24 protein-coding genes are annotated in these 23,119 nt (G+C 58.3%); 11 read left to right on the forward strand and 13 right to left on the reverse strand.

Translation table 11 applies throughout. The features are described 5' to 3' along the window. Nucleotides 1–2: 2 nt before the first annotated feature. Together ACR0KS_RS03740 and ACR0KS_RS03745 are read right to left on the reverse strand one after the other, a co-directional pair. Complete coding sequence (locus tag ACR0KS_RS03740; RefSeq protein ID WP_170562748.1) at nucleotides 3–566, reverse strand: GNAT family N-acetyltransferase; 564 nt, start codon at nucleotides 564–566, stop codon at nucleotides 3–5. Between the two features lie 185 nt (nucleotides 567–751). Then, nucleotides 752–2,419 (reverse strand): hypothetical protein, encoded by a 1,668-nt coding sequence (locus ACR0KS_RS03745; protein WP_170562751.1) that lies wholly within the window; start codon nucleotides 2,417–2,419, stop codon nucleotides 752–754. A 153-nt stretch (nucleotides 2,420–2,572) separates the two neighbouring features. Here ACR0KS_RS03745 and ACR0KS_RS03750 point away from each other — a divergent pair, with 153 nt between their 5' ends. Then, on the forward strand, nucleotides 2,573–3,250 hold the full coding sequence (locus tag ACR0KS_RS03750) for a thiamine diphosphokinase (RefSeq protein WP_480693120.1): 678 nt from the start codon (nucleotides 2,573–2,575) through the stop codon (nucleotides 3,248–3,250). On the opposite strand, the gene ACR0KS_RS03755 is transcribed toward ACR0KS_RS03750, so the two are convergent. The 3 genes from ACR0KS_RS03755 to ACR0KS_RS03765 form a co-directional block, all read right to left on the reverse strand. Next, entirely contained in the window at nucleotides 3,195–4,109 is a 915-nt protein-coding gene (locus tag ACR0KS_RS03755; protein WP_170562758.1) for a DMT family transporter, read from the reverse strand. The two genes, ACR0KS_RS03750 and ACR0KS_RS03755, sit on opposite strands and share 56 nt — an antisense overlap. A 69-nt stretch (nucleotides 4,110–4,178) precedes the next feature. Next, nucleotides 4,179–5,552 (reverse strand): L-serine ammonia-lyase, encoded by a 1,374-nt coding sequence (locus tag ACR0KS_RS03760; protein WP_170410441.1) that lies wholly within the window; start codon nucleotides 5,550–5,552, stop codon nucleotides 4,179–4,181. 1 nt (nucleotide 5,553) lies between these two features. Next, complete coding sequence (locus ACR0KS_RS03765; protein WP_170563389.1) at nucleotides 5,554–6,255, reverse strand: glutathione S-transferase family protein; 702 nt, start codon at nucleotides 6,253–6,255, stop codon at nucleotides 5,554–5,556. A gap of 167 nt (nucleotides 6,256–6,422) precedes the next feature. Between ACR0KS_RS03765 and rpiA the strand changes: the two genes are divergently transcribed. From rpiA to ACR0KS_RS03795, 6 genes are all read left to right on the forward strand, one after another. Continuing rightward, nucleotides 6,423–7,205 carry a ribose-5-phosphate isomerase RpiA gene (rpiA, locus tag ACR0KS_RS03770; RefSeq protein WP_480693121.1) on the forward strand — a complete coding sequence of 261 codons (783 nt, stop codon included), beginning with the start codon at nucleotides 6,423–6,425 and terminating at the stop codon, nucleotides 7,203–7,205. Nucleotides 7,206–7,337: 132 nt separating this feature from the next. After that, nucleotides 7,338–8,696, forward strand: a complete 1,359-nt coding sequence (gene gor, locus ACR0KS_RS03775; RefSeq protein WP_170562761.1) for a glutathione-disulfide reductase — start codon at nucleotides 7,338–7,340, stop codon at nucleotides 8,694–8,696. A gap of 72 nt (nucleotides 8,697–8,768) precedes the next feature. After that, complete coding sequence (gene hflK, locus ACR0KS_RS03780; RefSeq protein WP_170562764.1) at nucleotides 8,769–9,914, forward strand: FtsH protease activity modulator HflK; 1,146 nt, start codon at nucleotides 8,769–8,771, stop codon at nucleotides 9,912–9,914. Continuing rightward, nucleotides 9,914–10,792, forward strand: a complete 879-nt coding sequence (gene hflC / locus ACR0KS_RS03785) for a protease modulator HflC (protein ID WP_170482680.1) — start codon at nucleotides 9,914–9,916, stop codon at nucleotides 10,790–10,792. Before hflK ends, hflC begins: the two co-directional genes overlap by 1 nt. Next, entirely contained in the window at nucleotides 10,792–10,986 is a 195-nt protein-coding gene (locus ACR0KS_RS03790; protein ID WP_170562767.1) for a DUF2065 domain-containing protein, read from the forward strand. Before hflC ends, ACR0KS_RS03790 begins: the two co-directional genes overlap by 1 nt. A gap of 185 nt (nucleotides 10,987–11,171) precedes the next feature. Beyond that, complete coding sequence (locus ACR0KS_RS03795; RefSeq protein ID WP_480693139.1) at nucleotides 11,172–12,608, forward strand: Do family serine endopeptidase; 1,437 nt, start codon at nucleotides 11,172–11,174, stop codon at nucleotides 12,606–12,608. A 213-nt stretch (nucleotides 12,609–12,821) separates the two neighbouring features. On the opposite strand, the gene ACR0KS_RS03800 is transcribed toward ACR0KS_RS03795, so the two are convergent. The 5 genes from ACR0KS_RS03800 to ACR0KS_RS03820 all read right to left on the reverse strand — a co-directional run bounded on the left by ACR0KS_RS03800 (nucleotide 12,822) and on the right by ACR0KS_RS03820 (nucleotide 17,080). After that, a complete protein-coding gene (locus ACR0KS_RS03800; protein WP_170562773.1) occupies nucleotides 12,822–13,490 on the reverse strand; it encodes a Crp/Fnr family transcriptional regulator in 669 nt (222 codons plus the stop codon). 138 nt (nucleotides 13,491–13,628) lie between these two features. Then, nucleotides 13,629–14,234, reverse strand: a complete 606-nt coding sequence (locus ACR0KS_RS03805; RefSeq protein WP_170562776.1) for an inner membrane-spanning protein YciB — start codon at nucleotides 14,232–14,234, stop codon at nucleotides 13,629–13,631. 16 nt (nucleotides 14,235–14,250) lie between these two features. Beyond that, on the reverse strand, nucleotides 14,251–15,153 hold the full coding sequence (locus tag ACR0KS_RS03810) for a DMT family transporter (RefSeq protein ID WP_170562779.1): 903 nt from the start codon (nucleotides 15,151–15,153) through the stop codon (nucleotides 14,251–14,253). A 90-nt stretch (nucleotides 15,154–15,243) separates the two neighbouring features. Then, nucleotides 15,244–16,386, reverse strand: coding sequence for a signal recognition particle-docking protein FtsY (gene ftsY / locus ACR0KS_RS03815; RefSeq protein WP_170562782.1), 1,143 nt, complete (start codon nucleotides 16,384–16,386; stop codon nucleotides 15,244–15,246). A 58-nt stretch (nucleotides 16,387–16,444) separates the two neighbouring features. Then, complete coding sequence (locus ACR0KS_RS03820; RefSeq protein WP_170562785.1) at nucleotides 16,445–17,080, reverse strand: lysoplasmalogenase; 636 nt, start codon at nucleotides 17,078–17,080, stop codon at nucleotides 16,445–16,447. 135 nt (nucleotides 17,081–17,215) lie between these two features. Here ACR0KS_RS03820 and ACR0KS_RS03825 point away from each other — a divergent pair, with 135 nt between their 5' ends. Beyond that, nucleotides 17,216–17,611, forward strand: coding sequence for a hypothetical protein (locus tag ACR0KS_RS03825; RefSeq protein ID WP_170562788.1), 396 nt, complete (start codon nucleotides 17,216–17,218; stop codon nucleotides 17,609–17,611). 7 nt (nucleotides 17,612–17,618) lie between these two features. Here the strand turns inward: ACR0KS_RS03825 and xseA are convergent, their stop codons facing one another. Next, a complete protein-coding gene (xseA, locus tag ACR0KS_RS03830; RefSeq protein ID WP_170562791.1) occupies nucleotides 17,619–19,112 on the reverse strand; it encodes an exodeoxyribonuclease VII large subunit in 1,494 nt (497 codons plus the stop codon). A 75-nt stretch (nucleotides 19,113–19,187) separates the two neighbouring features. On the opposite strand from xseA, the gene purD reads away from it, so the two are divergent. After that, nucleotides 19,188–20,450, forward strand: a complete 1,263-nt coding sequence (purD, locus tag ACR0KS_RS03835) for a phosphoribosylamine--glycine ligase (RefSeq protein ID WP_170562794.1) — start codon at nucleotides 19,188–19,190, stop codon at nucleotides 20,448–20,450. 102 nt (nucleotides 20,451–20,552) lie between these two features. Here purD and ACR0KS_RS03840 read toward each other — a convergent pair whose 3' ends face one another. Continuing rightward, on the reverse strand, nucleotides 20,553–21,299 hold the full coding sequence (locus ACR0KS_RS03840) for an FG-GAP repeat domain-containing protein (RefSeq protein WP_480693122.1): 747 nt from the start codon (nucleotides 21,297–21,299) through the stop codon (nucleotides 20,553–20,555). Beyond that, the gene (locus tag ACR0KS_RS03845; protein WP_170383687.1) at nucleotides 21,299–21,622 is read right to left on the reverse strand and encodes a 2Fe-2S iron-sulfur cluster-binding protein; all 324 of its coding nucleotides are present in this window, start codon (nucleotides 21,620–21,622) and stop codon (nucleotides 21,299–21,301) included. Before ACR0KS_RS03845 ends, ACR0KS_RS03840 begins: the two co-directional genes overlap by 1 nt. 127 nt (nucleotides 21,623–21,749) lie before the next feature. Here ACR0KS_RS03845 and ACR0KS_RS03850 point away from each other — a divergent pair, with 127 nt between their 5' ends. Both ACR0KS_RS03850 and ACR0KS_RS03855 read left to right on the forward strand, forming a co-directional pair. Beyond that, nucleotides 21,750–22,139: an OB-fold nucleic acid binding domain-containing protein gene (locus tag ACR0KS_RS03850; protein ID WP_170562797.1), complete on the forward strand. Its 390-nt coding sequence runs from the start codon at nucleotides 21,750–21,752 to the stop codon at nucleotides 22,137–22,139. A gap of 127 nt (nucleotides 22,140–22,266) precedes the next feature. Next, nucleotides 22,267–23,106 carry a DUF2189 domain-containing protein gene (locus ACR0KS_RS03855; RefSeq protein WP_170562800.1) on the forward strand — a complete coding sequence of 280 codons (840 nt, stop codon included), beginning with the start codon at nucleotides 22,267–22,269 and terminating at the stop codon, nucleotides 23,104–23,106. The last annotated feature ends 13 nt before the right edge of the window (nucleotides 23,107–23,119 follow it).

Consider the following 23,119-nt stretch of genomic DNA (forward strand, 5'->3'; position numbering starts at 1 on the left):
TTTCACCGTCTGTTTCCGGCATCAAGCTGCGGCCAGGTGAGGATCGCGCGTGCAAAGGCGTGATACTCGCCTGAAATTTCCTCGGCCAGGCTGAAAGGTGAAGGCCACGGGGTCGTCAGGGTTGCCTCGACCTGTCCGGTGATGAGTTTGAGTTCGGCATGGTGCTTGGTCGCGAGGCGGCGCATTTTCTGGTTTGTGGCCAAGCAAAGCATATGGACCTCACGAATCCCCCGGTTTCGGGCCGCGGCTATGATTCGAGACAGCAAGGCGTCTCCTATCCCGCGATCCTGCCACGGCGTTTCGACTGTAAATGCTACTTCTGCAACGTTTTTTTGGCTGTCCGGCACAGTTCGAAGTTCGCCAACCCCGCGAAGGCAGGAATCTGGAAACGCTCCGTAGACTAGCGCAGGGTGGTCGAACATTCCGGCAAGATATGTTTGGACGAAATCCGCATTGACCGGCATGCCAAAACGCGAGGACAGGGCTTCTGTGTCCAAGTTCCTGTAGTGGCTTAATATTTTCGGTTTGTCGTAGATTCTAAGTCGTCGTATCGGGAGTTCATACATGGCACGACTCCTGTTTGAATGATCTATTTCAATCCAATTCGTAAACAGGGCAATCGTATCACTTTTCTGCGGCGCAGCATAGTTGCTGTGTCGCCCTGATGCGACACAGCAGTGCCAAATCGCAAAGCGCACAAAAATAGGGCCGACGCATTGCGCCGACCCTTTGTGTCAGAGGTAAACCGCAATTAGCCAGCGGCGCGCTCGCCATCGGGGCGGTAGCCGATCTGAGTGGACGCCGCGAACCGCCCGCCACCGGCTTTTTCGATTTTACCGTCGCGCAGCAACTGGCCGAACGAACGAAGGCTTTCCTCGCGGTTGAAGTCGTCTTGCTTGAGCGACCGAATCTTGTTCATCAATTGTGGGCGCGAAAACTGTTCCTGACCTTCGATGAACGACAGATACGCGGCTGCGGCTTCCAGAAGTTCGGGCAGGGATTGTGCGCCTTGCTCTTGCGCGAACATTGCAAAGCCACCTTCTTCGCCCAACTGGTTCTCGGCTTCGGTCTGAACACGGCGCGGTGTCACCGGTCCTGCGTCCTCGTCCTGATTGTCGATCCGCTGCTCGGCGACCAGCTTGAGAGGGGCCAGGGCGTCAGACTGAGGACGCATGCTGGTCACCTGAATCTCAGGGCGCCGAGGGCTGACCGCCGAGGTCAGATTGCGATATTCGTCTTCGGCGTCGTCTGCTTTGGGCTTGCCCTTGCGTTCCGCCTTGGTCGCGGCGACTGCTGCGCGAAGGTGAGAATAGGTTTCCCGCTGCGAATTCGACGCCGGATCGTCCATTTGGACGTCGGCCTTGTCCATCAGACGCGTCACATCTTGGTCTGGCGCTGCGGAATCGGGCGCAGGTTCCGCCGCGCGATTGGCAAGAAACGCTTCAACTTCCGAAATCTCGTGCAGCAGGTTTTCTTCATCCTCAGCGCTCAGGATGCCTTCCTCGGTGTCGGCGACGGATTCTTCAAGCTCAGCAGACTCATCGCTCTCAGCATCGTCACTGAGGATGTTGAGAATCTCCTCATCCGCGTTTTCGTCATCTTCCGAAAACAGAACTTCGGGTTCAGGTGTTTCTTCTTCGGCCTCATCGTCAAATGCGGCGGGTGCATCTGGCTCGAACGTCTCGTCCGTTTCGGCGTATTCTTCAATCGGCGCCACAGGCTCGGCTTCAGGCGTGGGTTCGTCCGCGTCGTCGGTCTCATAGTCTTCGAGAACGGGTTCACGCGCCGTGAATTGGAAAGGCTCGTTTTCGGGCTGCGCGGGTGCGTCAGCTTCTTTTTCTTCCTGAAGGTCTGTTGCGCTCAGGCTACCTGCTTCAAACGCGGCGGCAACAGCGTCCGACGGGCCTGCGGCCTCTTTCATCAGGGTTGTTTCTTCATCCTCTGCATAGATGACCGAGTTTTCGTCGGTGTGTGAGACAACGTCCCGAATCCTTTGCAGCTTTGCAGCGATGCTGTCAGCGGCAGGAGCAGATGTGTCCTCGACCGGTTCCGCGTCTTCAAAGAACGTCGCAGGACTTTGTGCGGGCTGAGAGCTGATTGCTGGGTCTTCGACCGGGGTAGGAGTTTGGCTCACGGGTGCCATGGTCGCCGGTGCGGCGGCGGCTTCGGTTGCGCGAAGCAACAAGCCCGTTTCATTCTGGCGTGCCTCGACATGTCTGGATGCGTCACGCTGCGCGATGCGGGCCAGCATCTCAGCGTCTGGCTGAGGTGGTTCAGATCCGAAATAACGATCCTCTGCCGCAAGGTCGCGGAAGTACTCTGCGATCGCCTTCATCGTCTCGAACGAATCGTCAAAACCTTCCAAAGTGCATGAGAAGGTTCCGTAGGAAACGGTCAAAACCTTGTTATTCTGTACCATCAGACGCACGTCCTCTACAAACTACCTGAACCAGCCTGCCCAGGTCCGGGCATGTCTATTGGTTCGAAACTTCGCTTATAAACCTATCATTTTGTGGTCTGAATGTGTCCAAATCCGGGAAAAATGATCAATCTTCGTAAAAATAGACCAATTGTGCGCTCTGATGAGCCAATTGCGCTGGTCGGAGGGGGCGAAATTGGCCCCGAAGATTTGGAGCTGGCGCTGATTCGCGCCAGGACGGTTGTGGCCGCCGACGGAGGGGCCGCCCCGCTGATGGACGCCGGGCGTATTCCGGACGCGGTTATTGGTGATTTTGATTCGCTGGAACCGCGTCACAAGGACCAAATTCCTGTCGATCGTCTGTTTCCAATTCGTGAACAAGACAGCACGGATTTCGACAAGTCGTTGCGCAATATCGAAGCGCCGCTGGTCTTTGGGGTTGGTTTTCTGGGTCAGCGTCTGGATCACCAGCTGGCTGTGCTTAATGGGTTGGTTCGGCGGCAGGATCGACCATGTGTTCTGCTTGGCGCGCGCGAAGTCGTGTTTCACGCTCCGCCCCGAATTGCGCTGGAGATTCCGCCCGGAGACGTGGTCTCATTGTTTCCATTTCAGCGTGTAACGGGAAGAAGCCGAGGGCTGGAGTGGCCAATCGACGATCTGGTGCTAGAACCCAACGGGCTGGTCGGCACATCCAACCGAGCTTTGTCCCGCGTAGAGCTACATTTGGACTGTCCGGGGTTGCTGGTGATGGTGCCTCGGGCCGCATTGGATCAGGTCATGCAGGCGTTTCTGTCGGGGCAGACCGGGCGCTGGCCCGTTCGCGCAGAATGACATACAGCCCGGCAGCTACGGTGATCGCAATACCGATCGCGGCAATACCGTCTGGCAAGTCGTGAAAAATCATCCAGCCGAACAGGGTTGCCACCGGAATTTCCAAATACTGCATAGGCGCCAGCGTCGCCGAGGGCGCATAGCGCAAAGACCAGGTCATGAACAAGTGCGCCACGGTGCCCAAAAGCCCAATGGCGACAAGCAAGACATGGCTGTCACTGTTCGGGACAATCAACGAAAGCTCCCGCATGTCCACAGCGGTTCCGAATAGCAGAATGGGCAGCAACATGGCTGTTGCCATGACGCCCGATACCGCTTGAAGGGCGATTGGATCGGTTTCCTTGGCGATCTGGCGCGTGACCAGCATGAACAGCGCAAAGACCACGGCAACGACAAGAGGCAACAGTGCCGCCGCCCCGACCTGGGCAAAGCTGGGCTGAATAACAAGCAAGGTGCCCGCGAACCCCACTATGCAGGCCGCAAGGCGTCTCAGGCCGACGTCTTCACCCAGTACATATTTGCCCAATAGCAGCATGATGAAGGGCATCACGAATGCAATGGCAACTGCATCCGCCAATGGCAGGAATTGCAGTGCGCTGAACATTGCGCTGATGCCGATGATGTGCAGAACGGTCCGAATGACCGTTAGCCGCAAGACGCGCCCTCGTAGCCGCCAGTTGCGATTGGTCGCAACGGTCAAAGGGACAAGCACCATTGCCTGAACCGCAAAGCGCACGAATACCAGCATCGCGACCGGTGTCGTCTCACCCAACAGCTTGGCCATTGCGTCCCCCAGAGGGGCGAGCACGCAGAAACCAAGCATCAAGACGATGCCGAAGAGGGGACGATCCTGTGTCATGACCGCGACGCTACGGGTTTTGGGCGAAGGGGGAAAGCGGGTTGAGCCCCGGCTTGGCCCTGCGCTTGGTCAGCAATTTGGAACGTTCACGGCCAGACCGCCCAGAGAAGTCTCTTTGTATTTTTCGTGCATGTCGTGCCCAGTCTGACGCATCGTCTCGATCACCGCATCCAGAGGCACAAAATGTCGGCCATCCCCGCGCAGCGCCAGCGACGCCGCAGACACGGCCTTGATCGCGCCCAGCCCGTTTCGTTCGATACAGGGGACCTGCACCAAACCGGCGACCGGGTCGCAAGTCATGCCCAAGTGGTGCTCCAACGCAATCTCGGCGGCGTTTTCAACTTGCTCAGGCGTGCCGCCCATTACGGCGCACAGCCCTGCCGCAGCCATTGCCGAGGCGCTGCCGACTTCAGCCTGACATCCGGCCTCGGCCCCTGAGATCGAAGCGTTGAACTTCACCAGTCCCCCAATGGCGGCGGCGGTCAAAAGGAAATCCTCAATGTGGGTTTCAGACGCGCCGGGCACGTGGTCAAGGTAGTAGCGCAACACGGCAGGAAGCACTCCGGCCGCCCCGTTTGTCGGCGCTGTGACCACTTGGCCTCCGGCGGCGTTTTCCTCGTTCACGGCCATGGCATAGACGCTCATCCAGTCATTGATCGTGTGCGGAGCATTCAGGTTCATGCCCCGTTCGGCCTGAAGCGCGTCGTGGATACCCTTGGCGCGGCGGCGCACGTTCAAGCCACCGGGCAGGATGCCGTCGGTTGTCAGGCCGCGCTCGATGCAGTCGTTCATGACTTGCCACAATCGGGCCGAGCCTTTGGCAAAGCTGTCCGCGCATCCGCGCGCGATTTCGTTGGCGCGTTTCATCTCGGCTATGCTTTTGCCGCTGGCTTTTGCCATGTCCAGCATCTCGACCGCTGACTTGAAGGGGAAAGGAACCGGCGCGCCTTCGTCTGTGGCTTTACCCTCGGCCAGTTCTTCTTCGGTCAGGACAAAGCCACCCCCGATCGAGTAATAGACCTGTCGCAGAATCACGTCACCCTGCGCGTCCGTGGCCATGAGAACCATACCGTTTGCGTGGCCGGGCAGGTTGTTTTCATAGTCAAAGATCAGGTCGGTTTTGGGATCGAATTGCAGCGTCGGCAACCCTTCGGGGGTAACGCTGTGACTCTCTTTGATCGCAACCAGAGCGGCTTCGGCCTTTTCGTGGTCGTAGGTATCGGGAACGAACCCTGCCAGCCCCAATATCGTCGCGCGGTCCGTTGCATGCCCCACACCTGTGAAGGCCAGCGAACCGTGCAGCGACCCACGCAGGCCGGAGAACTCAAACGGAGACGCCCGCATCAGGTCCAGAAATCGCGCTGCGGCTACCATTGGCCCCATAGTATGAGACGAGGACGGGCCGATGCCCACTTTGAACATATCGAAGACAGACAGAAACATATCAGATAGCAGAGCCTTCTGGAGGATTAGCATAAGACGGAGAGGTGAAGGGTGTCACTCCCAACCCCTCGGCTGCGGTGGCCGCGCGTGTTGCGTCCCGGGTTTCGAGCTGCAACAGAATCTCGCGCAAATGTGGCGTATGATCAAAGTGGTACCAGCTACGGTCGGCATCGATTGGGTAAAGGGCCATCCAGCGCATCTGGCAGGCCAGATAGTAAGTCAGAACTGACGGTTTGTCTGGCCGCAACCAGTCAGGGGCCTGTTTCGCGGTATCTTCCAGAAGTTGAAGATGGCGGCGCAGTCGTTGACGCATTCCGTCGCGCAAGGGTTCGGTCTGCGAGACCTCTATGTACTTCTCGGCGTAGAAAAGAATTCGCAAGTCAGCGTGCAGCGTATTTGATGCGAAAAACAGCCACTTGAGAAAAGCGGCCCTATCAGGGCTCTGCGGTGCTGGTGCAAGCTGAGAATGGGTATCCGCCAGCCAAAGCAGGATTGCGGCCGTTTCAAAAATCGGTCCTTGCGGAGTTTCCAGAACCGGGATGAGGCCATTGGGGTTCAGCGCCCGATACGCTGGGCTGTCCTGTTCGCACTGGCGGCGATCCACAAGTACGGTTTCAAAGGGAAGACCCATTTCTTCCAGCGCCAGCCGAATGACCAGCGACGCGTTGTCAGGGGCATAGTGCAGTAGATAGGGGTTCTTCATGGACCCTATGTATACCGCGGCAGCGTTCGCCAAAGCCTCGATTGCGACGTTTCCCATCGGAAACGCGTAGTTTCGCGACATGTTGGCCCGGCAAATGGGTGAATTGGCTCTCGCAGTTGCCGTGGTCATTCCGTATAAGTCCGTCAGCAAAATAGGGAAAAGCCGCAATGATCGGAGAGTTGCCGCCTATCGACAAGGCCAAATACGTTGCTGCGCGACGCGCTGCCGACATGGTGCAGGACGGTATGCGTGTGGGGCTTGGAACCGGTTTGACCGCCGCTTGGATGGTGCGTCGATTGGGCGAGAGGGTGCAGCAGGGGCTAAAGATCAAAGGCGTCCCCACCTCGACCCGTACAGCGCAACTGGCCCGTGAGGTAGGGATCGAGGTCGTTTCGTTGGATCAGGCCGGGTGGCTGGACATGACGATCGATGGCGCAGACGAGTTTGACGGAGAGCTCAATCTGATCAAAGGCGGCGGTGGCGCACATTTGCAGGAAAAGATCGTAGCGACCGCCAGCGATCAGATGGTGGTGATCGCTGACGCCGGTAAAGAGGTTGAAACTCTGGGTGCGTTTCCCTTGCCGATCGAAGTTATTCCCTTTGGATGGCAGACAACCCGGACCCTTGTCCAAGAGGTTTTGGACACGATGGATGTTCTGGGAACGTCGGCTGTACTTCGCATGAACGACAAAGCACCGTTTGTAACAGATGAAGGGAACCACGTTCTGGACCTGCACCTGCAACGGATCGGAAACGCACGCCAACTGGCGATGGTGTTAAACCAGGTTCCCGGTGTCGTGGAAAACGGCCTGTTTGTCGATATCTGTGACAAGGTCGTGATCGGCTTTGGGGATGGACGGGTCGAACTGCGGGACATCAATGAAGGCACGATTGAGACGGATCAGCCTGCCGATAGCGTCAAGAACCTGTTCGCGGATCTCGCGGAATGACAATAGACCTGAGGCCAAGTCGTGCAGCAACGCATAGACTTCGGCAAACTTTCTGAACACCAAGGGTTGGAAGCTTGTTATTCGATCCCAGATACTCAACGAATTTTGCCATGACTGACAAAGGAACTCACGATGAGCTTTGACTACGATCTATTCGTTATCGGCGGAGGCTCGGGCGGGGTCCGCGCAGCACGTGTTGCGGCCGGAGAAACCGGAGCAAAAGTGGCGCTTGCAGAAGAGGACCGCTACGGCGGCACTTGTGTCATCCGGGGGTGTGTGCCGAAAAAGCTGATGGTGTTCGCAAGTGAGTTTTCTGGCATGGTCGGGGATGCGCAGGCCTATGGTTGGGACATTCAGCCCGGTGCGTTCGGCTGGAACACCTTTCACGACAAGTTGGTAGCCGAACTGGACCGGCTGGAAGGTATCTACCGAAATATCCTGAAGAACAACGGCGTCGAAAGCTATGATCAGCGTGCTCGGGTCGTGGACCCGCATACTGTCGAGTTGGCCGACGGAACCCGCAAGACCGCCAAGCATATCCTGATCGCCACTGGCGGTCGCCCGGTTGTGCCGGATTTTCCGGGGTCAGACCTTGCGATCACGTCGAACGAGATTTTCCATCTTGAGAAGCTGCCCGAAAGCATCCTGATTGTCGGCGGCGGTTATATCGCCAGCGAATTTGCCGGGATCATGAACGGGCTGGGCGTGCAAACCACTCAGTTCTACCGGGGTGCGCAAATCCTGCGGGGCTTTGACGAAGAAGCCCGTGGTCTGATTTGTGAAGAAATGCGGCAGAACGGTATTGATGTGCGCTTGGGCACCAATGTGCTGGAGATGACGAAAGACGGCGACAAGATCCGCGTCAAAGCCACTGACGGCACAGAAGATCAGTTTGACGTTGTCATGTATGCAACTGGTCGTACACCCAATGCGGATGGGCTTGGCCTTGAGGCGCTGGGCGTTGAGCGCGGTCGCAAGGGTGAGATCATCGTTGATGACTACAGCCAGACAGGTGTTCCCTCGATCTATGCCATCGGCGATGTGACCGATCGGGTGAACCTGACTCCGGTTGCGATCCGCGAAGGCATGGCATTCGTCGAGACGGTCTTCAAAGGTAACCCGACGCCGGTAGATCACGAGCTGATCCCAACGGCGATTTTCACGCAGCCGGAATTCGGGACTGTGGGGCTCAGCGAGGAAGAAGCCGCCGCGCAGGAGCCGATCGAAGTCTATGCCACGTCCTTCAAGCCAATGCAGAAAGCCTTTGCAGGTGGAACGCAGCGGGTATTGATGAAGCTGATCGTCAGTCAGGCGACTCGCAAGGTTCTGGGCTGTCACATTGTCGCTCCGGGCGCGGGCGAGATGATCCAGCTTGCGGGAATTGCCGTAAAAATGGGCGCAACCAAGGAAGATTTTGACAGGACAGTCGCAGTTCACCCGGTTATGGCCGAGGAACTGGTGACAATGCGGGAACCCGTGCGCACTGCTTGATTTGCAACCGCGCGCACACAAGTTACAAAGGACGCCGTGATCACACGGTCCAATACAAGGGAATATATACATATGGCGGGCAACAGCGGTGGCCCCTGGGGGGGCGGAGGCTCCTCGGGTGGCGGAGGAAATCGGGGTAACAACGGGAACGGGCAACGCCCGCCCGAAGGCGACGGCCCGCAAATCCCTGAAATCGACGAGTTGATGAAAAAAGGTCAGGAACAACTGCGTGTCCTTATGGGCGGACGTGGCGGCTCTGGCCGTGGCGGAAACGGTCAAGGCTCGGGCGGGGGTGGTCCCATCTTTACCAAGGGGACGGTCCTGATTGGTCTTGTTGTCGGTGCTGTCCTGTGGGGCGCGGCAAGTTTCTATACCGTCAAACCCGAGGAACAGTCGGTTGAACTGTTTCTGGGTGAGTTCTCGGCCGTTGGTAATCCTGGCCTGAACTTTGCGCCTTGGCCTTTCGTAACGGCTGAGGTTATTCCGGTAACCCGCGAACAAACCGAAGATATGGGCGGCACGCGCGGCAGCGATGATGGCCTGATGCTGACCGGCGACGAAAACGTGGTCGACATCGACTATCAGGTCGTCTGGAACATCAACGACCCGGCTAAGTTCCTCTTTAACCTGCGCGACCCACGCCAGACGATCCGCGCCGTGTCGGAATCGGCCATGCGTGAGATTATTGCGCAAAGCGAGCTGGCGCCGATCCTGAACCGTGACCGTGGTGTCATTGCTGAACGCCTGCAGGAACTGATCCAGACAACGATGGACAGCTACGACTCGGGCGTGAACATCATCCGCGTCAACTTTGACAAGGCGGACCCGCCGCAAGACGTGATTGCCGCCTTCCGCGACGTTCAGGCCGCCGCGCAGGAACGTGATCGTCTGCAGAACGTGGCCGACGCCTATGCCAACCGCGCTCTCGCGGAGGCACGTGGTGAAGCCGCGCAGGTTCTGGAAGAGGCCGAAGCCTACCGCGCGCAGCAGATCAACAGCGCGCAGGGTGAAGCCAGCCGCTTTATCGCGGTTCTTGAGGAATATTCCAAAGCGCCGGACGTGACGCGCAAGCGTCTGTATCTGGAACGGATGGAACAAGTTCTCGGCGACGTGGACAAGATCATTCTGGACGAAAACTCGACCGGTCAGGGGCAGGGCGTCGTGCCTTACCTGCCGCTCAACGAGTTGCGCCGCAATCAGGCTGAGGAGAGCAACTGATGCGTAAATCACCCCTTATCCTCATTGCCTTGGTGATCATTGGCGTGGTTGGCCTGTCTTCGATTTTCATCGTGGATGAACGTGAGCGCGCACTGGTCCTTCAGTTTGGTCGCGTGGTCGCCGTCAAAGAAGAACCCGGACTGGCCTTCAAAATCCCGTTGATTCAGGATGTTGTCCGCTATGATGACCGCATCCTTTCGATTGACGTACAGCCGCTGGAGGTCACGCCTCTGGATGATCGCCGTCTGGTGGTGGACGCTTTTGCCCGCTATCGGATTTCTGATCTGGAGCAATTCCGTCAGGCCGTCGGTGTCGGTGGCATTCCTGTCGCCGAAGATCGTCTGGACCGTATCCTGCGTGCTGAAACGCGTGAGGTTCTGGGTTCGGTCTCGTCCCGCGACATCCTGAGCTCGGACCGTGCGGCGCTGATGCTGCGTATCCGCAACAGCGCAATCGCCGAAGCCCGCGCGCTGGGCGTCAACGTGATCGACGTGCGCCTGAAAGCGACCGATCTGCCGCAAGCCAACCTTGAGGCGACCTTTGACCGGATGAAAGCTGAACGGGAACGTGAAGCCACCGACGAACGCGCCCGTGGTAACGAAGCGGCGCAGCGTGTGCGCGCGCAAGCTGACCGTACCGTGGTCGAACTGGTCTCGGACGCCAACCGTGAGGCCGAGATCATCCGCGGTGAAGCCGACGCCGAACGCAACGCTATCTTTGCCGAAGCGTTTGGCAAGGACCCTGAGTTCTTTGAGTTCTACCGGTCTCTCTCCGCTTATGAGCGCGCGTTGGGCGGAAGTAACAGCTCGATGGTTCTGAGCCCGGATTCAGAGTTCTTTAACTATCTGAAGTCACCAACAGGACAGGCATCCCAGTAATGGGTATGATCCTTCTGGCCTTCGGGCTGGTGTTAATTGTCGAGGGGCTGGCCTATGCGCTGGCCCCTTCGCTTATTGAGCGGATGCTGGAGGCGTTGCGATCGCTGCCTGAACAAGCGAGGCGGCTGGCAGGGCTGCTCTGCGTAGTCAGTGGCTTTATCCTGCTGTGGGGCGCGTATCAGGTCGGCTTTTAGTTCAGCGGTTTCAAATGCAAGTGATTTCCCCGCGATCCTCAGTTGCGGGGCTGCGCAAACCGACTACATTGGTTGGTAAGAGGGGGCGTTCACGCGCGATCCCCGAAGAATTGACGACAAGGAGTACCCAAGTGCAGGCACAAGCGCGCAGTATTTCCGTCCGTACGGACGACAGTGTTAGTTTCATGCGGCTGATGTGGCTGGCTTTTGCAGGGATATTGATAATCCTGGCGCAGACATCGGTGGCTTTTGCGCGCGGGGAAAGCCTTGCGCCGTTGGCCGAAAAGATCAGCCCGGCGGTGGTGAACATCACCACCTCGACCCTGATCGAGAACCAGACCGGCCCACAAGGTATCGTGCCCGAGGGCTCGCCGTTCGAGGATTTTTTTCGTGAGTTTCAGGACCGGGACAATAATGGTGAGAACGCTCCGCGACGCAGCAATGCTCTGGGCTCGGGGTTCGTGATCTCTGAGGACGGCTACATTGTGACGAACAATCACGTGATCGCCGAAGCGGATGAGATTTTGATCGAGTTCTTTCCCGGTGACGGTCAACCCAAGAAGGAATTGCCCGCCAAGGTAATCGGTACGGATGATAAAACCGATATTGCGCTGCTCAAGGTCGAGGCAACAGGGCCGCTGCAATACGTCAAATTTGGTGACAGCGATATCGCCCGCGTGGGCGACTGGGTGATTGCGATGGGCAATCCCTTGGGGCAGGGGTTTTCGGTTTCGGCCGGGATCGTGTCGGCCCGCAACCGCGCGCTGAGTGGATCTTATGACGACTACATCCAGACCGATGCGGCGATCAACCGAGGTAACTCGGGCGGGCCGTTGTTCAACATGGACGGCGAGGTGATCGGTGTGAATACGGCCATCCTGTCGCCCAATGGTGGCTCGATCGGGATTGGGTTTTCGATGGCATCGAATGTTGTCGTGAAGGTCGTGGATCAACTGCGTGAGTTTGGTGAGACTCGCCGAGGCTGGCTGGGTGTACGCATTCAAGACGTGACCGAAGATATGGCCGAAGCCATGGGTCTGGACAAGCCGGGCGGCGCATTGATCAGCGACGTGCCGGATGGACCGGCAAAGGACGCTGGATTGTTGGCCGGTGACGTGATCCTCAGCTTCGATGGGGTTGAGGTTGAAGATACGCGCGGCCTTGTTCGTCAGGTTGGCGAAACGACCGTGGGTAAGTCGGTTCGCGTGGTCGTGCACCGAGATGGCGGAACGCAAACGGTTCTGGTGACCCTGGGACGGCGCGAAGACGCTGAGCGGTCCGAGGAAAGCGAAGAAGAAACGTCAGAAGCTCCGGTTGAAGAAAACGCTGATATTCTTGGCCTGACGATTTCTCCGCTGACGGATGAACTGCGTACCGATCTGGGCTTGGATGCTGGTGCAGAAGGTTTGGTGGTGACCGAGGTTGACGAAGCCTCGGAAGCCTATGCCAAGGGACTGCGCGCCGGTGACCTGATCACGGAAGCGGGCCAGCAGAAGGTAAGTTCGGTCGAAGACCTTGAGGCGCGAATGGAAGAAGCGCGCGAGGCCGGGCGGAAATCCCTGCTGCTGTTGGTACGTCGCGGCGGTGACCCGCGCTTTGTGGCGCTAAGCCTCGAGGAGTGACGAACAGCTTATCCTGATTGAAGGGCCGGGGCGTTTGCTTCGGCCTTTTTCTGTTCCGCAAAGAAGTGAGCCACACACCGGGGAAGGCGCGTGGCTCTGATACAGGGAGAGGTCAGTGGACAGATATCGGGGATGATTCTCTGACCTCCTACGGTAACAACTATGAAGATAGTCTTAACGGACGCGGTCGTATGTGAAGCAGGTCACAACGGATCAGATCAAATCGGATTCCGCCAATTCCCGCAGGGCTTCGAAATCATGGATCATCAGGCCGCCGCGTGATGCCTCGACCACATTATCGCGCTTCCAGGTCGAGATCGTTTTGGAGACCGCTTCCCGCGTCGCGCCAACGAACTCGGCCAGTTCGCTTTGCGACAGGGTGATCCGTTTGGCAGGGTCATCCTGAAGGCCGGACAGGTGCAGCAGCTTACGCGCCAAACGGATGGGCATTGGCAGAAAGACCTGCTCATTCATTTGCGATCCCATCCAGCGCATACGCAATCCCGCAAGGCGGATCAAATCGACCGCAAGATCGGGATGCTGACGGATTTGGTTCATAACGTCGCTGCGCCGGACGCGTAGAACGCGGGACGGTTCGGCCGCCGCAATCGTGGCGGTGCGCGGTCCGTTGTCGAACAAGGCGATTTCACCGAAGATTTCGCCTGGCTTCATCAGGCTCAACGACAGTTTTCGACCACTCATGGCCAGAAAAGACACTTCCAGCGTGCCTTCACTGAGGGCGTAAAGAGAGTCTCCTTCGTCGCCTTGTTCAAACAGGGTCTCACCCTGTTCAAGCGATATCTCCGTCGCCTGAGCAGACAGCATGGCCCTGAGCCTGTCAGATGCCTCGGCCAGAAAGCCGCTGTTTGGGATGGCGGTCATGTGGATGTGGTGCTCCGGCTGCCAATGGTGAGTGGTCCCACAACTTTCCACAGCTATGACGTTTAGCCAAGGATTTTATCAGTTTCCTTGGGTCAGGCGGCTATCTGGCATCGGAATATCGGGCAGGGTTCATGGGTTTTACTGGTGATCTGGGTCGTCCATATAGCTTTGCAACATGCTGAATTGGAGCATTAGGAAGACCATCAGCGCGATCGGAAACCCAAAGGTTTCGATTTTGACCCAAAGGTCGGTGGACATGGTCCGCCAGACCAGTTCGTTAGCCACAGCGAGTACGGCGAAACATCCGCACAGGCGACGGGTCAGGATCATCCAGCCCTCGTGTCGCATGGGAAGCATCTCGTCGAGGACATAGGCCAGATATGATTTCCCCTGCAGCAGGCCAATGCCCAAGATGATCGAGAAAAAGCCGTAGACCAGCGTGGTTTTCATTTTGAAGAACCGCTCGTCGTTGAACCAGGCTGTCAGGCCACCGAAGAAAATGACCATGACGGCGGTAAAAATCTGCATCCGGCTGAGTTTCCCGGTCAGGTACCACAGGACCGCCATTGCCGTCAGCATCAGGGGGACGAATATGATGGTGGCGACAATAAAGCCCGAATACTCGGTGCCCGCGAACTGGAAACTATCGTCACGCAGGCGCAGGTAGATGAAGAAAAAAGCCAAGGGTGGGCCAAGTTCCAGCACCTGTTTCAGAAACGGATTGATTTCTTTTTTACCTGTCATGTCGGCTTCCTGCTGCTTACCCGCCCATTTCAACTATTACGGCGCCCAATGCAATCAATGCCATTAAAGCGATCCGCCTTGGCCCAACGGTTTCTTTGAGAACAAGCCAGCCGATCAGGGCGGCGAATACAGTTGAGGTTTCGCGAAGAACGGCGGCCTCTCCGACTTTGTCCAGCCTTGTGGCCAACATGATGGCGCCAAAAGACAGCGGGGCAATGATGCCGCCAGCCAAACCTCGCAGCATCAACGGACCGAGCGCTGGCCGGTGGGCCATCGCACGCCACCTCAGGAAGGCATAAAAGGGCATGGTGGCACCGTCGATCATGAAGAACCAAGCCAAAAAGGTGAAAGGGTCGGCGGTCGCGCGTATGCCATAAGCGTCGTACGTTGTGTAAAGCGCTACGAACAATCCGGTAGCGATTGCCAGCGTCAGGGCGATCCCAAGCGTTTCGCGGTTGGTTTCGAGAAAGCGGAAGTTATAGGCCGCCAGTCCAAATATTCCTGCCAGTAGCACTGCGACACCCAGCCATTGGATGCCGGTAAAGGTCTCACCGAACAGAAGGTAGGCTCCGATAACGGTGAACAGTGGGCCAGTTCCGCGGACGACCGGATAGACGACTGTGTAGGAGCCCTTGGTATAGGCCATCGCCTGTAGCGTTTTGTAGATGATGTGAATCAGCCAAACGACGGCGAAAATGGGCCACATATAGGGTTCTGGCCACGGCACGACGAAAAAGGCAAATGGCGCGGCCATCAGGCAGTAGCACGCGTCGATAGCTCCGCGGGACAGCCACGGGTCGTGCCGGCCCTTCTGTAACGCTCCGAAAACCGCGTGCAGGAACGCCGCCATCAAAGCCAGTCCCAGCGCGAGCTGGTGGCCTGCTTCGGTGCCTTCGAGTGAGATCAGCCAGTCGCTCAAGTGTCAGATCTTTGTGTTGGAAGGAGAGGGTGGGGGGCTGTCTGCCCCCCACACCCCCCGAGGATATTTTTAGCCAGATGAAGGGGCGGATCAGCCTTGGTCAAGGCCGGTAAGGGCGGCGGCGAATTCTTCAGGGTCAAAGGGGGCGAGGTCGTCTATTTGTTCCCCGACACCGATTGCATGGATCGGCAGGCCAAACTTGTCCGCGAGCGCCACCAAGACGCCGCCCTTGGCCGTGCCATCCAGTTTGGTCATTACAAGGCCCGAGACATCGGCCAGCTTGCGGAATGTCTCGACCTGGCTGAGCGCATTTTGCCCGGTGGTCGCATCCAGCACCAAAAGGGTGTTGTGCGGAGCGGTCTCGTCGACTTTGCGGATGACGCGCACGATTTTGGCGAGTTCCTCCATCAGGTCGGCGCGGTTCTGCAGGCGGCCAGCTGTGTCTATCATCAACAGGTCTGCTCCGTCCTCTTGCGCACGTGTGAGGGCGTCAAAAGCGAGAGAGGCGGGGTCAGACCCTTCAGGAGCGGTAAGGACCGGCACCCCGGCGCGTTCGCCCCAGACCTGAAGCTGTTCGACGGCGGCCGCCCGGAATGTATCGCCCGCAGCAATCACGACCTTTTTGCCTGCTGCTTTGAACTGGCTTGCGAGTTTGCCGATTGTTGTGGTCTTGCCGGATCCGTTCACGCCGACCACAAGCACAACCTGGGGGCGCTTGGGGTAGATCGGCAGCGGTTTGGCGACAGGCTCCATCACGCGCGAGACTTCCTGCGCCAGAAGCTGCTTGATCTCTTGGGTTGAAAGTTTGCGGCCAAAACGGCCTTCGGCCATGTTCGAGGTGACGCGCAGGGCGGTGTCCACGCCCATGTCCGAGGCGATCAGCAGTTCTTCGAGTTGCTCCAGCATGTCGTCGTCAAGTGTGCGGCGAACGGCGGTCTTGGTCTCGCTCCGGCTGAACATGCGCGCCAGAACACCTTTGGACGGAGCCGCCTCTGGTGGCGGGGGGGCTGGTATTGGGTCGACCGGGGCCGGCTCAGGGGTTTCAATGGGCTGGGGTTCCGGCTGCGGCTGCGGGATTTCCGGTACGGGTTCTGGCTGAGGCTCGGGCTCAGGGATGATTGGATCAGGGGCCGTCGTTTCTTCGCCGCCATCTTCGACGATGGCTTCCAGCCCCTGTTCGAGACGGGACGAGGATTTGAACAGCTTGTCCTTGAGCTTTGAGAAAAACGCCATTTTTGGTCTCCGCAGATGTTCCTCTCACCTAATGCGGATTTGAACCAGTTGCAAAGGGTCACAGAAAGGCAGTCAGCAGCCCGGCCTGAGCACCCCAATACAATATCCACACCATGTAAGGGGTGAAGCGGAGGCTTGGATGATTTTGGGGCAGCAGGAACTTTTCCGTCGCCAGGATCAGGTCCGAAGCGATAAAAGCCAGCGCTGCGGGCAACGCCCAACGCAATGGGCCGATCTCGGGCACTGCCAAAACCGCAAGACCCATGCCGAGGATGATCGGAATATACCCCAGGACCGGCACCTTCAACTCTCCGGCGCGCGGGGCGAGCAAGGTTGCGGCCACGATGCCCAATATGATCAAGGACCAGAAGAAGCCGGGCTTGTCGAAGATAAGGGCCGTTTCGCTGGATGGATGGGACAAAAACAATGCGATATAGGCCAGATGTCCGGCAGCAAAGGCGCCTATACCGGCCATGAAGGTGGCATCGGAGTCCCGGGACAGTAACGCGTCGCCGATGGCGCAGAATGACAGGGCTGCGATCAGCAAAAGGGGCGCACCCTGTAGTGCTGCAATAACCGCAAGGAATGCGACCGACAGCGTTTTCAGGACAGACCTCAGCCCACTTGCGGGTTTTGGCGTCATCGGCAAATAGGCCAGCGCACAGGCTGCGGCGATCAGGAACAAGGCGGTCATTTGGTGGCTCCCCCGTGTTTTGTTTTTTGTGCAGCGTCGCCGTGAAGCCGGCAATAGCTCAACCGGTTACGTTGGGTCAGCCGTTCGGTGCGCGCAGAGTTGGCGTTGCTGCACCACATCTGCCAAAATGATCTTATGCTGAGGTCTATCGCGATTCTTTTGGCAATGTCCGGTCCGGTTGTGGGCGCAGAGCCTGGTCTTTCGGGTTCGGAATTTGACGCATATACCCGTGGGAAAACACTGTTCTACGGGTTTCAAGGGCAGATTTACGGGGTTGAGCGTTACCTGCCAAACCGCAGAGTTATCTGGTCATTTTTGGATGGGGACTGCAAGGAAGGCGTCTGGTACGAACAAAGTGGCCAGATTTGTTTTCTCTATGAGGATCGTTTGGACCCGCAATGCTGGCTGTTCACGGAGTCGAGTAGCGGTTTGATCGCTCAGTTCGAGGGGAATCCGGACCGAACCGAGCTGTACGAGGCCGATGAGATCGACGAAGAAATGGTCTGTTACGGTCCGGATGTCGGCGTTTAGCACCCTGTCAAAACAGTGATCCTTGATCCGGCGTGTCTTTGGTCGGAGTCTTCTTTTGCGGGGGGCGCGACGGGTTTGCCTGACTTGTGTTTAGTGTGCCATCCGCGAACTCGATCTCGAATTCCGAGTGCTGTCCAGCCTGTTCTTTGGTCGTCAGGACATGGCCTTCTGCGCGCACCACTGCGTAGCCTCTTTCCAACGTCGCTTTGTAGCTGAGTGTTTCGCGTAGCCGGTCTGTCGCCTCAAGATTCTGGCGCATCCGGTCAAGCCTTGCGGTCTGTGCGCTGGTCAGGCGTTCAGCCAGTCGCGCGACGTTGTTTCGCTGTGTTTCGATTTCGCGTTGGATCGGTCGCAGGGACAGCCGGGAGGAAAGGTTACGAACAGCCTCTTGCCGCGCTGCCACCAGATTGCGCAGGGTCGAGGGGCGCAGATGGGCCGAGATTTCCACGACACGCAAACGGCGGTTCTGAACACTGCGGCCAAGCGCTGGGGCAAGCCTATCTGCAACAAGATCAAGGCGTTGGCGCGGGGTGTTCAACAAAGTGTCCGGGCGTGGCAAGGCGCGTGACAGGTCGCGCAAACGCTGGGCGCGGCGTTGAACCGCGTCACTGGCGGAACGGGACAAGCGCGCACCTTGCTCGCCGGTCCAGGCCAGCAGCTCCATACGCACGGGAACCGCTAGTTCGGCAGCAGCAGTCGGAGTGGGCGCGCGTCTGTCCGAGACGAAGTCGATCAGTGTTGTATCGGTTTCGTGCCCCACGGCCGAGATCAGCGGAATGTCTGACGCCGCTGCCGCTCGTGCGACGGCTTCTTCGTTGAAGCCCCACAAATCCTCAATGGAGCCACCGCCGCGAGCGACGATGATCAGGTCGGGGCGCGGCAGGGCCCCTCCGGGCGTCAGCTGGTTGAAACCGTTGATCGCGTTGGCAACCTCGGGTGCGCAGTTTGATCCCTGCACGGCGACGGGCCAGATCAGCACTTTGCGCGGGAACCGATCGCGCAGACGGTGCAGGATATCGCGGATCACCGCGCCAGACGGGGATGTCACGACGCCGATGATCTGCGGCAGGTAGGGTAGAGCCTTCTTGCGTTCTGGCGCGAACAACCCTTCGGCCTCAAGCTGTTTCTTGCGTTTTTCCAGCAGCGCCATCAGCGCGCCTTGCCCGGCGACGGCGACCTCATCGACATTCAGGTTGTATTTCGACTGCGCGCCGAATGCGGTCAGGCGGCCGGTGACAACGACCTCAAGCCCTTCTTCCGGCACCACGGACAAGCCCGAGATCTGACCTTTCCACGTGGTGCAGGCCAGCACGTTCCGGTCATCCTTGATGTCGTAATACAGATGGCCCGAGCGCGCCTTGAATACGCGCCCGACCTCGCCACGCACACGGATTCGGCCAAATGCGCCTTCCAGTGTGCGCTTTACCTCTCCTGAGATGTCAGAAACGGTGTATTCGGGGGTGTTTTGGCCGGGAATGGGGTCGTCAAGCAGGTCGGACATTTCAGCGCCTTGTGTCAAATGCCTGCCCAGCTTAGAACGCGCGGCAGGCGAGGCCAAGCAGATCGGAGAGCAGTTATGAACATCCTTATTCTCGGAAGCGGGGGGCGTGAGCACAGCCTGGCCTGGGCGGTGATGCAGAACCCAAAATGTGATCGACTGATCGTGGCTCCGGGAAATGCAGGAATCGCACAGATTGCGGACTGTGCGGCGTTGGATATCGAAAACGGCGGCGCGGTTGTTAGCTTTGCTGAGGAAAACGCGATTGATTTTGTCATCGTCGGTCCCGAGGCGCCTTTGGCTGCCGGTGTCGCGGACCGGTTGCGAGAGGCAGGCGTTCTGGTCTTTGGTCCCTCGGCAGAGGCGGCACGGCTGGAAGCATCCAAGAGCTTTACCAAAGAGATTTGCGATGCCGCCGGAGCTCCGACGGCGGCTTATGCGCGGTTTACCGAGGCCGATCCTGCCAAGGCCTATATCCGCGCGCAGGGTGCACCGATTGTGGTCAAGGCCGATGGTCTGGCCGCCGGTAAGGGCGTGATCGTCGCGATGGATGAAGAAGCCGCTCTGGAAGCGATCGACGATATGTTCGGTGGGGCTTTTGGCGGGGCAGGCGCTGAGGTTGTCATCGAAGAGTTCATGGAGGGCGAGGAGGCTTCTCTGTTTGTGCTGTGTGACGGCGAGAACATCCTGTCGGTTGGCACGGCGCAGGATCACAAACGCGTCGGCGAAGGTGATACTGGCCCGAATACAGGCGGAATGGGGGCGTATTCTCCGGCACCCGTTCTAAGTGCCGAGATTGAGGCGCGCGCGATGGATGAAATCGTGCGCCCGACGATGGATGAGATGAAGCGTCGCGGAACTCCGTTTCAGGGCGTGCTTTATGCCGGCCTGATGATCAAGGACGGGCAACCGAGGCTGGTGGAATACAACGTGCGCTTTGGGGACCCGGAGTGTCAGGTGCTGATGATGCGTTTGGGCGCGCAGGTGATGGACCTCATGCACGCTGCGGCCGAGGGGCGGTTGGCAGAGGCGCGCGTGAATTGGGCGGATGATCATGCGATCACAGTCGTGATGGCGGCAAACGGGTATCCCGGGTCATATGAAAAGGGAAGTGTGATCAACGGCTTGGGTGCGCTGCCTGAAGACAGTAAGAACATGGTTTTTCATGCGGGGACCAAAGCTGAGGATGGTCAAATTCTGGCGACGGGTGGTCGGGTGCTGAATGTGACTGCACGGGGCGAGACTCTGCAGGACGCCCGCGACCGGGCCTATGAGATGGTGGACGGGATTGACTGGCCCGGCGGATTTTTCCGCCGCGATATCGGCTGGCGGGCGTTGTAATCAAATTGCCGGGCTGCGCCCGACTTGATTGTTAGGTCGAGGGGCGCTGCCCCGCCGCCAATGGCGGCTCCCCGGGATATTTTTAGCCAGATGAAGGGCGGATCAGCAGGTGAGCGCCTTCGTCAGGTCGTTGCGTTTTCTAAGGGGGCCGATGTTGGTCATGTGCCAGCCGTTTTTGTAAGTGACGCTGATAATTCTGCTCCAGTCGGCGCTGGTGACGATTATTTCCGGGCCGTTGCCGCAATCGCGGATACCGCCAGAAATGAAATCCTCTCCGATCTTGTGGTTCGTCAGGCCGGGGAGTGATGCGATTTCGGTGAGTGCGCCATCTTTGAAGCGCCAGATGCGTAGTGTTTTGACCAGATGGGGGCGGTCGATATAGGCGATCTCGATATAGCCGTCGCCGTCCAGATCGGCTGCGCCGATTGGGGCGAGCCAGCGGAAACGGGTGCCGATATGGGGTGTGGCGGCGATTTTTTCGCCGAGCGCGTTGTAGACCGCAAGCTGAGCGCCGGTTTGGTTCTGCGACTCGACGACCATCACTTCGAGAGCGCCGTCCAGATCGATATCCACCAATCTGGGGGCAAGGTCTTCAAACACGCGGTCCGGGGGCAGGGAGACGGTTAATATTTCACCGTCAACCATGAGTTCTAGCGCACCGTATTCTACGGTGTCCCCCAGAACACCATGTGGATACCGTGTTGTCGGTTCGGTAAATTGGGCAGCCGTTATCGTGTTTGCGATCGCGTCGGTCGCTGCACCCATTAGCCACAGGCTCGACGCCAGCAGCGCGCCGCGAGTCCCGCTTTGCCACAGGCGAGCGGGCAGGCGCGGCGCTTTGGGCTGCATCAGATCTGCTTTTCGGGCATCTGCACGACCAGACCGTCCAGCTCATCCGTGACCTTGATCTGGCAGGTCAGGCGTGAGCGGGCAGGGTCGGGTTCAAATGCAAAGTCCAACATGTCCTCTTCCATGTCGTCCTTGGCTGGAACCTTCTCGACCCAGTCGGGGTGGATATAGACGTGGCAGGTCGAACAGGCGCAGGCGCCGCCGCAATCGGCCTCGATGCCGGGAATGTTGTTGTCACGGGCCCCTTCCATGACGGTCAGTCCGTTGGCGACCTCGACTGTATGCTCGGTACCGCCATGCTCGACATAGGTGATCTTTGCCATTGCGTGCGTCTTCCTTTTTCGATTGTCGAATTCTTCCTTAGTGAAGGCATTTAGGTCTGACCAGCCTCATTTGCGACTCGACGTGCCGTGTCTGGACTTTCCAGCCATATGTTCTATTTTTGTTCTTATGCTTGTTGCCCCTGTTCGCCCTGCGGTTTCAAACCGAGACTGGCCGCGCCCGCCTGCCTGTCTTCCAGCCAAACGGCTGGACGACCCGCCCGAAGGCGCGCGGGTTGCCGTCGCCGGGCTGGTGATCCTGCGGCAGAGGCCGGGGACGGCCAAGGGGGTGATCTTTCTGACGCTTGAGGATGAGACCGGTATCGTGAACGTGGTGGTCTGGCGTGCGATCTACGAACGCTTTCGTCGCGCCGTGATCTCGGGGCGGTTGTTACGTGTCACGGGGCGGATGCAGCGGGCGCATTCGGTGACCCATGTGATCGCGGAAGAAATTGAGGATATTTCGGGCATGCTGGATGTGCTGGTGCGGGGGGAGGAGGCATGTGCTCATCGCTCTTAGAGGCCATATTCCCGCCTTGCCCACACGCCTTGCCTGATGCAAACTTTCGTGCGGAGGACGCCTGTTTCGCCGCCAAGTCGATTGGCAAGCGGACCAGCGCGGCGTCACGCTTTGGGAGGAACGTGCCATGCCAACCAAAACCGAGGGTTCCACGCCACCCGACAACCTGACGCCGCAGCAGCAGGATATGCCCAAGGTTAACAAGATCACAGCGGAGGATATCACCGAGTCGCTGAAGGCGGGGTTTTCCGATTTTCTGGCGCGCCCAATTATGAGCGGTTTCTTCGGCTTGTTTTATGCGGTTTTCGGGCTTTTATTTGTTTGGTGCCTGGTTTGGCTTGGCAAAATCTGGATGATCATTCCTGCCGCCGTAGGCTTTCCGCTGATTGCACCTTTTGCGGCTGCCGGGCTCTATGAAATGTCCCGCCGGTTGCAGGAGGGCAAGAGTTTCGGCTGGTCTGAAATCCTCGGCGTGATGGCCAATCAGCGCAAGCGTGAAATGGGCTGGATGGCCTTTGTGACCCTGTTCATTTTCTGGGTGTGGATTTATCAGGTACGGCTTTGGCTGGCGATTACCCTTCAGAATGCTTCCTTTTCGGATTTTGAAGGGTTTTTGAACGTCGTGTTCTACACACCGCAGGGATGGACCTTTCTTGCCATTGGCACTTGCGTCGGTGCCTTTTTGTCTGGGGTTCTGTTCTCGGTAACGGTTGTTGCCATGCCCATGCTGCTTGATCGGGAGACAAATTTTGTGTCCGCCATGTTGACCTCCATTCGCGTTGTGACAGAGAGCCCGGTCGTCATGCTGGGCTGGGCGGCAATCATCTCGGTCACTATGCTATTGTCGATGGCTCCGGCGTTTCTGGGTCTGGTATTCACCCTTCCGATCCTTGGGCACACAACGTGGCATCTCTATCGCCGTGCGGTTTCACCAGCAGAGGGGCGTTCTGACGCGCCACAGTCCTGAATAAATGAAAACT

This window comes from Ruegeria sp. BC7 (assembly GCF_056539165.1).

Coding starts and splice junctions, on each gene's coding strand:
- ACR0KS_RS03740 (WP_170562748.1), bottom strand. CDS start 566: ATGTATGAACTCCCGATACGACGACTTAGAATCTACGACAAACCGAAA.
- ACR0KS_RS03745 (WP_170562751.1), bottom strand. CDS start 2,419: ATGGTACAGAATAACAAGGTTTTGACCGTTTCCTACGGAACCTTCTCA.
- ACR0KS_RS03755 (WP_170562758.1), bottom strand. CDS start 4,109: ATGACACAGGATCGTCCCCTCTTCGGCATCGTCTTGATGCTTGGTTTC.
- ACR0KS_RS03760 (WP_170410441.1), bottom strand. CDS start 5,552: ATGTTTCTGTCTGTCTTCGATATGTTCAAAGTGGGCATCGGCCCGTCC.
- ACR0KS_RS03765 (WP_170563389.1), bottom strand. CDS start 6,255: ATGAAGAACCCCTATCTACTGCACTATGCCCCTGACAACGCGTCGCTG.
- rpiA (WP_480693121.1), top strand. CDS start 6,423: ATGATCGGAGAGTTGCCGCCTATCGACAAGGCCAAATACGTTGCTGCG.
- gor (WP_170562761.1), top strand. CDS start 7,338: ATGAGCTTTGACTACGATCTATTCGTTATCGGCGGAGGCTCGGGCGGG.
- hflK (WP_170562764.1), top strand. CDS start 8,769: ATGGCGGGCAACAGCGGTGGCCCCTGGGGGGGCGGAGGCTCCTCGGGT.
- hflC (WP_170482680.1), top strand. CDS start 9,914: ATGCGTAAATCACCCCTTATCCTCATTGCCTTGGTGATCATTGGCGTG.
- ACR0KS_RS03790 (WP_170562767.1), top strand. CDS start 10,792: ATGGGTATGATCCTTCTGGCCTTCGGGCTGGTGTTAATTGTCGAGGGG.
- ACR0KS_RS03795 (WP_480693139.1), top strand. CDS start 11,172: ATGCGGCTGATGTGGCTGGCTTTTGCAGGGATATTGATAATCCTGGCG.
- ACR0KS_RS03800 (WP_170562773.1), bottom strand. CDS start 13,490: ATGACCGCCATCCCAAACAGCGGCTTTCTGGCCGAGGCATCTGACAGG.
- ACR0KS_RS03805 (WP_170562776.1), bottom strand. CDS start 14,234: ATGACAGGTAAAAAAGAAATCAATCCGTTTCTGAAACAGGTGCTGGAA.
- ftsY (WP_170562782.1), bottom strand. CDS start 16,386: ATGGCGTTTTTCTCAAAGCTCAAGGACAAGCTGTTCAAATCCTCGTCC.
- ACR0KS_RS03820 (WP_170562785.1), bottom strand. CDS start 17,080: ATGACCGCCTTGTTCCTGATCGCCGCAGCCTGTGCGCTGGCCTATTTG.
- ACR0KS_RS03825 (WP_170562788.1), top strand. CDS start 17,216: ATGCTGAGGTCTATCGCGATTCTTTTGGCAATGTCCGGTCCGGTTGTG.
- xseA (WP_170562791.1), bottom strand. CDS start 19,112: ATGTCCGACCTGCTTGACGACCCCATTCCCGGCCAAAACACCCCCGAA.
- purD (WP_170562794.1), top strand. CDS start 19,188: ATGAACATCCTTATTCTCGGAAGCGGGGGGCGTGAGCACAGCCTGGCC.
- ACR0KS_RS03840 (WP_480693122.1), bottom strand. CDS start 21,299: ATGCAGCCCAAAGCGCCGCGCCTGCCCGCTCGCCTGTGGCAAAGCGGG.
- ACR0KS_RS03845 (WP_170383687.1), bottom strand. CDS start 21,622: ATGGCAAAGATCACCTATGTCGAGCATGGCGGTACCGAGCATACAGTC.
- ACR0KS_RS03850 (WP_170562797.1), top strand. CDS start 21,750: ATGCTTGTTGCCCCTGTTCGCCCTGCGGTTTCAAACCGAGACTGGCCG.
- ACR0KS_RS03855 (WP_170562800.1), top strand. CDS start 22,267: ATGCCAACCAAAACCGAGGGTTCCACGCCACCCGACAACCTGACGCCG.